This window comes from Solimicrobium silvestre, from assembly GCF_002976435.1.
Classification (GTDB): Bacteria; Pseudomonadota; Gammaproteobacteria; order Burkholderiales; family Burkholderiaceae_D; genus Solimicrobium; species Solimicrobium silvestre.
Genome location: NZ_PUGF01000038.1, coordinates 20253 through 30465 on the forward strand (window position 1 = coordinate 20253; position 10213 = coordinate 30465).

General features: G+C 46.8%; 9 protein-coding genes. 5 read left to right on the forward strand and 4 right to left on the reverse strand.

The features are described 5' to 3' along the window. Positions 1 to 110 precede the first annotated feature (110 nt). Together proV and S2091_RS23000 are read right to left on the reverse strand one after the other, a co-directional pair. Positions 111 to 1385 carry a glycine betaine/L-proline ABC transporter ATP-binding protein ProV gene (proV, locus tag S2091_RS22995; RefSeq protein ID WP_105534319.1) on the reverse strand — a complete coding sequence of 425 codons (1275 nt, stop codon included), beginning with the start codon at positions 1383 to 1385 and terminating at the stop codon, positions 111 to 113. Between the two features lie 237 nt (positions 1386 to 1622). After that, the gene (locus S2091_RS23000; protein WP_105534320.1) at positions 1623 to 2327 is read right to left on the reverse strand and encodes a glutathione S-transferase N-terminal domain-containing protein; all 705 of its coding nucleotides are present in this window, start codon (positions 2325 to 2327) and stop codon (positions 1623 to 1625) included. A gap of 286 nt (positions 2328 to 2613) precedes the next feature. On the opposite strand from S2091_RS23000, the gene S2091_RS23005 reads away from it, so the two are divergent. The 3 genes from S2091_RS23005 to S2091_RS23015 all read left to right on the forward strand — a co-directional run bounded on the left by S2091_RS23005 (position 2614) and on the right by S2091_RS23015 (position 7371). Next, entirely contained in the window at positions 2614 to 3504 is an 891-nt protein-coding gene (locus S2091_RS23005; RefSeq protein ID WP_105534321.1) for a glycoside hydrolase family 16 protein, read from the forward strand. Positions 3505 to 3728: 224 nt separating this feature from the next. Continuing rightward, entirely contained in the window at positions 3729 to 5672 is a 1944-nt protein-coding gene (locus tag S2091_RS23010; protein WP_105534322.1) for a ricin-type beta-trefoil lectin domain protein, read from the forward strand. Between the two features lie 196 nt (positions 5673 to 5868). After that, positions 5869 to 7371 carry a hypothetical protein gene (locus S2091_RS23015; protein WP_105534323.1) on the forward strand — a complete coding sequence of 501 codons (1503 nt, stop codon included), beginning with the start codon at positions 5869 to 5871 and terminating at the stop codon, positions 7369 to 7371. 53 nt (positions 7372 to 7424) lie between these two features. On the opposite strand, the gene S2091_RS23020 is transcribed toward S2091_RS23015, so the two are convergent. After that, complete coding sequence (locus tag S2091_RS23020) at positions 7425 to 7892, reverse strand: nuclear transport factor 2 family protein (RefSeq protein WP_105534331.1); 468 nt, start codon at positions 7890 to 7892, stop codon at positions 7425 to 7427. Between the two features lie 213 nt (positions 7893 to 8105). Between S2091_RS23020 and S2091_RS23025 the strand changes: the two genes are divergently transcribed. Together S2091_RS23025 and S2091_RS23030 are read left to right on the forward strand one after the other, a co-directional pair. After that, on the forward strand, positions 8106 to 8303 hold the full coding sequence (locus tag S2091_RS23025; RefSeq protein WP_105534324.1) for a type II toxin-antitoxin system CcdA family antitoxin: 198 nt from the start codon (positions 8106 to 8108) through the stop codon (positions 8301 to 8303). Between the two features lie 48 nt (positions 8304 to 8351). Continuing rightward, positions 8352 to 8621 carry a CcdB family protein gene (locus S2091_RS23030; RefSeq protein WP_105534325.1) on the forward strand — a complete coding sequence of 90 codons (270 nt, stop codon included), beginning with the start codon at positions 8352 to 8354 and terminating at the stop codon, positions 8619 to 8621. A gap of 552 nt (positions 8622 to 9173) precedes the next feature. On the opposite strand, the gene S2091_RS23040 is transcribed toward S2091_RS23030, so the two are convergent. After that, positions 9174 to 9998, reverse strand: a complete 825-nt coding sequence (locus tag S2091_RS23040; RefSeq protein ID WP_105534327.1) for a hypothetical protein — start codon at positions 9996 to 9998, stop codon at positions 9174 to 9176. Between the last annotated feature and the right edge of the window lie 215 nt (positions 9999 to 10213).

Sequence of the window (10213 nt, forward strand, 5' to 3'; positions counted from 1 at the left end):
TACTCCATATTAGTCAGGACTCATCTCAATTGCTATCACCGGGGCAGACCAGATTGGTGCCCCACGCTTGAGTCCGATTCAATTAAATTCAACCAGGATTCTAGAATTATCTAGGGTTGTGATGTGCCGGTTTGCGCTGCTTGCTGATGCAGAAATTCCAGCAAACTATTGCGCGTAACCGAACCGCGATAACAGCCGCGCTCATCCAGTACCGGCAAGCCGTAAGGATAGTGTGCAAGCGGTTCGTACAGATTGTTGATATGCGTATCGTGCGAGATGGTAAGAATGTCAGGCAAAAATGCGTCCTGCAATTTAGGATTAGGACTGGACTGAGCGACACGCCGGAGCGTATCCACCGACACAATTCCTAGTAAGCGCTGGTCGGGCCGGATTACATAACCGTATTCGCGGTCATTCTGACGCAATTGCTCCAGCGCGCCATGCACTCCCATGCCGCGATGATCGATAATATTTACCTGAGTTTTACGGGCAATATCGGCAGCCGACAGCACCGACGTCGCATCCACACCCTTAAAGAAGGAGCGCACGTAATCGTTGGCCGGATTGCGCAAAATTTCTTCTGCCGTGCCAACCTGCACCACTACCCCGCCCTGCATAATCGCAATTCGATTACCGATCCGGATCGCTTCGTCGAGATCATGGGAAATAAAAATAATGGTACGTTTATCTTGCTCCTGGAGTTTCACCAATTCATCCTGCATTTCAGTTCGTATCAGCGGATCGAGCGCAGAAAACGCTTCGTCCATCAACAGAATCTGCGAGGAATTAGCCAGCGCGCGCGCCAAACCGACTCGCTGCTGCATACCGCCGGAAAGTTCGTCAGGATAACTATTGGCGCGTGCCGTCAAGCCAACCTTATCCAATGCCAACAATGCCGCCTCGTGCCGTGACTTGGCAGATTGCCCCGCCAATTCCAGACCGAAAGCCACATTATCGACGACTGTTAAATGCGGCATCAGCGCAAACGATTGAAATACCATGCTGATTTCGGTGCGTCGAAATTCACGCAACTGTCTGGCCGTTAATTTGGTAATGTCCCGACCATTTACCCAGATTTCTCCGGCAGTCGGTTCAATCAGGCGGTTAAGCAACCGCACCAGAGTCGATTTGCCAGAACCGGACAAACCCATAATGACGAAGATTTCACCTTCATTGATACTCAAGCTGGCATTATTGACCCCAAGGGTCTGCCCGGTTTGAGCAAAGATCTGATCTTTGTTTTTGCCTTCGCGCACTAACTGCATGGCTTGTTCAGGCTGATCACCAAAAATCTTATACACGTTTTTAATCGCTAGTTTTTCAACACTCACTAGGAAATTACCTCCATTTACAGCGACAACAAACCAGTCCGTTGCCTTGCTCATGCACCTACCTTGCACTTACTTTTGTACATACACAAACTGAGTTACGCCGGCGCTATTACATCACCTAAAACACACCGACCATAAAAAAAATAAAACCAGTAACACCATCGAACATGGGTACTGGCCTTATTTAAAATAACACGAAAAAAATCTCAGTACAACTTTCGATGCCGAGCGGAAATACACTGCAAGCCTGTAATTGCTTAATTTTTTATGACTAAATTTTCCTCAGTCAACTTAAGTCCGTGCAGGAATTGCCAAGCCACGGATAACCGCTGGCCGTGCCACGAAGGCATCAAGAACCCGCATGACATGAGGGAAATTATCAATACCAACCAGATCGCCGGCACCATAGAATCCGATTAAATTACGCACCCACGGGAATATCGCGATATCGGCAATCGTGTAAGTGTCACCCATGATCCAGTTACGTCCATTTAAGCGTTGATTCAGTACATTCAACAAACGAATTGATTCTGCAGTAAAACGATCACGTGGCCGTTTATCTTCGTAGTCTTTACCAGCGAATTTATGGAAAAAACCGAGCTGACCAAACATCGGCCCGATGCCGCCCATCTGAAACATCAGCCATTGGATAGTTTCGTAGCGATCCGCGCCATCTTTTGGCATAAACATGCCGCTTTTTTCTGCCAGATACAGCAAAATCGCGCCGGATTCAAACAGCGCTAATGGTTTTCCACCGGGCCCGTTAGGATCTAGGATCGCGGGAATTTTATTATTGGGATTAAGCGACAAAAAGGCCGCCGACATTTGATCATTGGTATCAAAACTCACCAGATGCGGCTCATAAGCCAGGCCAGTTTCTTCCAGCATGATTGATACCTTGACGCCGTTCGGAGTTGGCAAGGAATATAGCTGGATGTACTCAGGATGTGCGGCAGGCCATTTTTGGGTAATAGGGAAATTTGAGAGCGTGGTCATGGTGGTTTTTCCGGTAATTTAGTCGTGAAAGTTCGGTGGAAATTTTAGTGTGCGGGCTAGGCAAAGTCTTACATTTCCAGCGTGCTGATGGTGGCTTATTTTAATTGGTATTCAGCAAAATTGTTGTTCATGGTGTTGCTTAATGAAATCATCGGCACTTCCTTAATCACACATCAGATTGCGGTAGACAAACATTACCTCCCTGTTTATCCTTGGCACCGCCGAAAACGGCACGTTGAATTCTTTTGTATCGACACGCTCACCTCAGAACATAAATCCAACTTACATGACCATTACTTTTATACGAAAACATACCAGCTTTTTATTAACAGCTCTGCTTTTAGCATCTTGCGGTGGAGGTGGCGGATCAGGCAGTAATTCTGGCAGTGCAAACAACAGCACTCCCCCAATCGTTCCTGTTGCATCTGACTGGCAACTGATTTGGTCCGATGAGTTTAATAATACCTCGCTCGACAGCAGCAAATGGAGTTTAGAAAGCGGTGGCGATGGCTGGGGAAATAATGAATTAGAGTATTACACCGCTGGCGACAATGCTAGCGTAAGCGATGGCTACTTAACGATCACCGCCCGCCAGCAAAGCTATGGCGGCCTTAACTATACGTCGAGCAGGCTGATCACCAAAGGCAAAGCCTACTGGACCTATGGCAAGGTGGAAGCACGGATTAAACTTCCGTATGGCCAAGGTATGTGGCCCGCTTTTTGGATGTTGGGTGAAGATATTGATAGCGTCGGCTTCCCTGGCTCGGGCGAGATCGACATTATGGAAATGGTTGGCGGCAAAGACGACGATGGCAGTAACCGGAATTCAGTCATATGGGGAAGTCTGCACCGGCCCAATCTGGATCCCAATCCGGCCTCGGATGTGAAGTCATTCACCGCTTCTTATCGCAATCCCGGCGATATCAACTTCAATAATGATTTCCATGTGTTTGGTATCGAGTGGAATGCCACAACAGTGATCTATTCCGTTGATGGAAATGTGTATCAAACGGTTGATATCTCTTCCAATACGGATGGTTTCGATGTCTTCAAAAAGCCCTTCTTTATAGTGCTGAATCTGGCCGTGGGTGGCGACTGGCCCGGCGCGCCGGATCTCACTACAGTTTGGCCAGCGCAAATGCAGGTTGACTGGGTACGGGTTTATCAAAAATCATAAGCCGGCAAAGATCAGGTTCACTGCGTCTATTTTTTATTTTTAAAGCAACTATTTGAGAATCTTGCCGCATAAAAGATTCTCAAATACAACAAAATCAAACTAAGCGCCGCTAAATTCCCCCAAAAGCACCGCAAAAATTTGCCGCACGGAAATAAATAATGAAGAATGTGCTGCTTTATTGAATAAATTAAACCTTGCTTGCAATCGCTCTGAATAAGACTGCCATGCGATCTGCCAATTATGAAAAAATCATCACAATGATCCTGCCCAAAACTACTTATAAAAAAACATTACGACTAAGCTGGTCTAAAAAATTCATCACTAATGTTAAGTTAGGCCTACTTATAGCAGGGCTCGGTAGCTTATTAATGGCCTGTGGCGGCGGTAGCGGCACCGCTAGTGGTGCAAGTAGCTCGGGTGCTGCAGGCAGCACCGGCGGAACTGGCAGCACTGGTGGAACAGTGCTAGCGCCAGTACCAGCACCAGCGCCAACACCTACCCCGACACCAACGCCTCCAGTAGCCCCTACAACACCTGCCGTAACGTCCACATACAGCGCGGCATGGAGTCTGGCTAACAGCACCGCAGCGGTAGGCTCCAGTACAACGGCAACCATTGTACTGAGTAACACTGGCACAACGGCTGCCAGCAATGCACAATTTACGCTGCACTTACCGACGGGATTTACTGCCGCAAATTTAGTTCAGGGTTGTGGCGGAACACTTAGCAGTGCTGCAAATAGTGCCGCTGTCACTATGACAGGTGCGGTGGTACCGGCAGGTGGAACATGCTCATTCGGATTCACGTTAACTATCCCAACCCTGGCGCTTGCCAGCAATTACTCGCCTGTCTTTTCCATTACGGCTGCATCAGGTTCAAGCAATGCAAGTTTGGCCGGGCAAACCTTACCTACATTAACATTAACGAGTAATACCCCGACAGCAACACCAACTGCAGATGGAAAAACACCGGGCGCATATTCCTGGTGGTATGTTCCAAGCACGACGACAACCATGTCGGAAATGGATTTTTTCATCACACCGAAAGTCGATCCGGGCCCGGACTCAAATGTGTTTTGGAGTAACCAGTCGTATGCCTTAAATGGATACACCGGCATGCAGTCCACCATGTTAGTCAATGGCACAGGTTCTGGCCGACAATTCCTTTTCTCATTGTGGAATGCGGTAGCAGCTACACCTGGCTCAACGGGTAGTACTTGTACCGTGAGCACGACAGCTGACGATGGATCTGCTGGAGCACAATGCAAAATTCTGTATAACTGGCAAGTCAATCACACCTACCAATTCAGTGTCATCGCACAGGGCAACAGCTGGTTTAAATCCACGGTTACCGATGTAACGCCCGGCATTGCTAATCCGGTGAGTTTTGTTATTGGCAGCATTCAACAGAGCGCCACCTTGTATCCACATATGACTAGCAGCATTCCAACCATTCCCGGTTCATCTGATTTTGTGCAATGGATAGAATATTTTGACTGGAATAACCACCGCACTACCTGTATGTCAGTACCAAGTACTGATGCCGTGATGTCTGCATCAGTGGTAGACGCTACAACAGGCAAAACTATCGCATTTGCACCAAGCTCTACGGATACCGGCGCAAGCGGCAGCTGCACCAACATCAATGATGCAATTAGTGCAAATAGCTCAGAAATAAAAGGCGGTACCGGGCAAACCGTACAAGGCCTGTTCAAAGCAGGCAACACCGGAGTTTGTCTGAGTTCAGTATCAGGCGTCAGCGACGGCACGCCAGCGGGAAGTAATAGCGCGATCTTGTCAGCATGCCCAACTGCCGCCTCAGTCAGCGCCAATGGCGGCAGTTCTGCTGCTAGTTCACTTTGGGTCTATGCAGCGGATCACAGCATTCAGTTACACGATAACTATTGCCTGACTGTTTCGGATGGCATTGGTGCCAGCGGCGCGAATGTTGCCATTGAATCCTGCGTGCCCGGAGCAATCAATCAGCAATGGACAATTACTACCGACACAAGCACGACGCAACAATCGATAGCATCTGTGTTGTCCGGCTTTTGCCTTAACCCCGCCAATACGACAACCACATCCAAACAAAATATCATTCTGGATTTAGCTGCTTGCTCGGCTGCAACAGATACCTGGACCATACCTGGCAGTAGTTTTAGTTACTAATTTCAGTTACTAAGCCACGCTTGCACATAGGAATATTGCATGCCGCGTTGAAAATATTCAGCGCGGTGTTCCTATATCTACTCTAGGCTAAAATTCCGCCATGTTAACTATTGACGGCAAGCAATCACAATTCACTCCTTGAAAGTCGCATAAACCAAATCTAAACTAATTTGGTCTACCCAACTAAGAGGTCATCATGCGCACAATTCCTAACTGGCGCTTGCGCCTGGCTCTCACACTGATTTCATCGCTTGTCTGGCTCAGCCTGTCCAGCTGCAGCGGCAGTAGTTCACCGACAGCAACATCGAGCTCATCTGGCTCATCCGGCACCGCCCCAACCCCAGTTTCTTTTGCTAGCGCCACCACTACTTTCCAACAAAACATGATTGCTGAAACGCCACACTTCACCAACTCAAGTGTAGTCACCGCCGTTAACTTGCAACATTATTTCCCAAAACATTGGGGTAGCATTTTTAGCGAGGCAGTCGCTGCCGAATTGGGATTGGCGGTGATATGGGATCCAGAATCAGGTAGCGCACCAGCCGGAAGTGATTTCTCCGTTCTCAATTTGTATAACGGAGGTGGTTTTACCTGCTCTGGCGCAAGCAATACATGCACGCTTGGCTCCGTCACTATCCAGGCACAGGAATCATTGAAAAATTTTATGGGGCAGGCACTTGACCCTAACTTTCTAAACAGCAATGGCGCTTCAACCACTTTGTTTGGCCGCCTGAAACAAGCCAGCACCATCGTCTGCGCACTCGGCAATTTATTACCTGCGGCACAAATTGATACCGATGGCCTGCCCATTGTCGGCAGCCTCACCCTGAGCTTCCCAGCGGCGACTACAAATATTATCTACCAACCAATTTCAGCCGGTGGTTGCAGCGCACCAACTGACCAGGCTGGCGCCTCATTACCGCTCACGGTGACTGCCGTCACCTCCGCCAACTACGCTAAACAAATTATCATTGCTCCACTGAGCGTTATTGCCTGGTTAAAATTAGATACCACGGCTGGCAGCTTAAATGTAATGACTCTGGAAGACCAAAGGAATAATGGCCGCTACGCAGTAGATCGCGCTATTGCCAACATAACCGGCATCAATACACCCGGCTCAGGAAAGACGTTGTTTGAATATATTAGTATCGGATCAAACGTGGCCGGTTCCACTAATTGTTACGCCAACGGTGGGTGGCAATGCAGCTATGAATATCATCGGGTATTCATTGATGAGGCGGCTAACGGAGCCTATTTAGTGTCTAACTTCGGCTCGCCTGGTGACCAAAGCGGTGGCATCGGAACACCGACCAGCTTCCTGCAATACACCGCAGTGGCGCGACCTAGCGACTTGAAAACGTGCACCTCTGGTGGAACATGCTCTGGAAGCTTAGCGCTCAGTTTTACTGCTAACGGACAACAAGAAGTCAACTCAAACATTGTTTATCCATCCGTTGGTAACGACTATGAAGGGTGCGTTAATTTACTAGATCGCTCACTCGCCTCCAGCGGCGCACTTACTTGCAGCATAACGGGCACATCGATACTCGCCAGTGGAGGCGCTTCCGCTATGATAGAAAGCACCCGGCAAGTATATGCAACAGACGTTGTAGCAACCTTATTGGCGCATACAAGCGCCACAACCACTCTGTCGTTCACCGGTGCCACCGACATTTTTACGGCACCAAATACCAACTAGCGCCAAGCGGAGTGCCGTGAATTTACGCGCGGCACTCCTTACGTCTTAAAATTTTATTGATGCGCCTGCCTGGCGTCAAAATCGCTAATCTCTTTTTGAATTTGAGGAACCAGCGGATTAGGCACAGTCAGTGACAGCTGATAATGCTCAATTTTCAAACCATCTTTGGTGTTACGAATAACGCCCGATGCCTGGCAGATGCCCATTTGAGTATTAAGCTGCTCATCAAACCAGATGAAGGATTTGTCGTCAGAAAATGCGACGTTGCGTTTAATTGCATGGAAAGTCCAGGCTTTATGCTTATCAAAATACGGCTTGGCCCATGCTTTAAAATCATCCCGCACCCAACGTTCTGATTTATCGGTGCCGATATACACGCCCTCTTTAGCGATTTTGTCAAAGTAGCGATAATTAGCATGTGCCGCATCGTCATGCCATTCGTCTAAAAATGCGTTCACTTGCTGGCGAAATGCTGCATCGGCGTCAGGTGTTTGAGCATTTGCTGAATATGCCACGAGCATTATGCTAAGCACCAAAAAAAATTTAAAAATGAGATTGTTCATTGCATCCTCTGGTTGGGGTGTTTTGGTGCAGTTTCAAACATGAAGCGAAATTCATGCTGCCATGGAACTATTTTCACAGCAATAACATTTTTATGGTCAGCAAGGAAATACATTAAAAAATTTCAGTTTTAAAGCGTAAATGCAGCAATATAATGCGCATAAGGAACTCACATGAGCCCTTCTTTACTAAAAAAACACGCAAAAGAGCTTGGCCTCAACATTTCCCCGCTTTGTGAACAAAAATTACGCGAAGAAATACGAAACCAAAAAGAACGAAAATGGAATGAACAACATGCCAACTTCATCACTGCATACAATAAAAACATAGAAACCGAAGGTGTCGCTTTACAAGAATGGCGCACCTTCTAATATGGCCCGCTTTGATATATATATCAATCCGGGAAAGAATAAAATGCAATCCCGTATCTAATTGACGTGCATAACAATATTGTCAGCGGCTTAATTTCCAGAGTAGTGATTCCATTACGCCCGCTACAGCAGTTCCAGGCACTGAACATCCCCATCGATGTTTTTCCGCTCATTTCTGTGAATGGGAATGACTATTTTTTAGATACCCCTCAGCTTGGTGCCATTGATTCAGGCGAATTAAAGAACATTGTCAGCTCAGCCCAAATTTATCAATTTGAAATTCAAAACGCGATTGATCGGGTTTTGGGCGGTTATTAAGATTCAGTGGGCCGAAGCATCGCAAATCACCCGTATAAAGAGGTTATTTATGCGCACGCTAGTCGATATTCCGGGCTGGCAAATAGATGGGTTAGCGTATCAAGAGAAGGCCGCTCCGAACGGCAAAGGCACTGTTCAATTTTGGGTATCCGTATTTGGTGATTGAAATGCCTTTAACGTTCTTAATTCAGGATTATGGCTCTTTTGTTGAAACCACTATTTCAGGCAAGTTCAGCCGATGCGCCTCAAAGATTGAAAGTGGTGCAGTCCAATTTATCGCATTGCACAATAAATCGGTATCAACCAGTAAAAACGACAGACCGCCAATGGCAATCGTGTGCCCTGAGCTGCCTGTCGAGAAACTACAATGCGGTCATTCATTTAGACACTTTTGGTATGGCCAGAGTCTGTTTCCTGAGCGCCTTTGACATAGACATATTGAGTTATACATCGCTATAGAATCCAGGGACAGAACCATATACAAAATCGGAAATCAATAATCTTCTGTTTAATAATTCAAGCTCACGATAACTCAAAATTTCCGGTTGTAACTTACCGTTTATTTATAAAATTCGCAGGAGTACTACCGTATCCTGTAATTACGTTACCTTTTATAAAGTAAAAAAAAGTCTCACCATCTTTTCCCCAAACGGCAGTGCATTTACCATCAATTCCGCAATCGGCCAATTCTGGCATTGACTTATCACACAACGGACTTCCAGCCAAACAATTCCCATACGCCTCATTTGTTCCAAACTTTGTACCGCTAGTAGATAACTCCCCAGTTTTACGTAGAATGGTACTCATAACCGAAGGGGTAGGAACCCAACCCAATTTCACAACCACTTTTCGCGCTTCCGAATAAGATATGCCGTAATGTGGTGGACTTTGCGGTTTCGATACGCACTTACCTTGACTACAGATAGTCTCTCCACCATCCTTATTTTGTACATGGTAAGACCCGGCAGTATTTGCGCTAAGGGCCTTATCTAGGTCAATGACACGCACGTCCCCAAGCGCTTCTGCAGGGTGTGACACACAATAAGCGCGATAACCATCTCTCATGTTTACTAAGCTCACTAATGAGACATCGTCTGGCCTTAGTGAGCCATACACGAAATTCACAACCGACTTGATTAACTCCCTACTTTCTTTTGGTTTAAGGTCTTGGTTATTGGTTTTTTCAACGACATAATCGAAAGCGCCTTGCGTTTGACGGAATTTAGGTTCCGCTCCACTTCTGCCGAATGCTTCACTTGCATACTGCAGAAAAAACGACCTCACTGTACACTCGGCATTTACTCTATCCTGTTCAGCTGTTTGCGCCGTTGCTGATATTGAGAGTACAAGAGCGAGAGAAAAAAATAACTTTTTCATCTAATTTATTCTTTCAGTTGCCGTAGTTGATTTCACGTCGTAGTAAGCGTTAACAACAAAACTGGAAGTTTCTTTGTATGGCTGCATAGTGCCGAGGCCGTGTAAAAACAAGAATTCGCGCTGCGACCTAATTTTTCCATTCAAACGACTTTTTAAAGCCGCTCAAGACGCGTCAGTTTAATCGGAAATAGTCCTTTTGAGCATCCCATTTTTTT

Coding starts and splice junctions, on each gene's coding strand:
- proV (WP_105534319.1), bottom strand. CDS start 1,385: ATGAGCAAGGCAACGGACTGGTTTGTTGTCGCTGTAAATGGAGGTAAT.
- S2091_RS23000 (WP_105534320.1), bottom strand. CDS start 2,327: ATGACCACGCTCTCAAATTTCCCTATTACCCAAAAATGGCCTGCCGCA.
- S2091_RS23005 (WP_105534321.1), top strand. CDS start 2,614: ATGACCATTACTTTTATACGAAAACATACCAGCTTTTTATTAACAGCT.
- S2091_RS23010 (WP_105534322.1), top strand. CDS start 3,729: ATGCGATCTGCCAATTATGAAAAAATCATCACAATGATCCTGCCCAAA.
- S2091_RS23015 (WP_105534323.1), top strand. CDS start 5,869: ATGCGCACAATTCCTAACTGGCGCTTGCGCCTGGCTCTCACACTGATT.
- S2091_RS23020 (WP_105534331.1), bottom strand. CDS start 7,892: ATGCTCGTGGCATATTCAGCAAATGCTCAAACACCTGACGCCGATGCA.
- S2091_RS23025 (WP_105534324.1), top strand. CDS start 8,106: ATGAGCCCTTCTTTACTAAAAAAACACGCAAAAGAGCTTGGCCTCAAC.
- S2091_RS23040 (WP_105534327.1), bottom strand. CDS start 9,998: ATGAAAAAGTTATTTTTTTCTCTCGCTCTTGTACTCTCAATATCAGCA.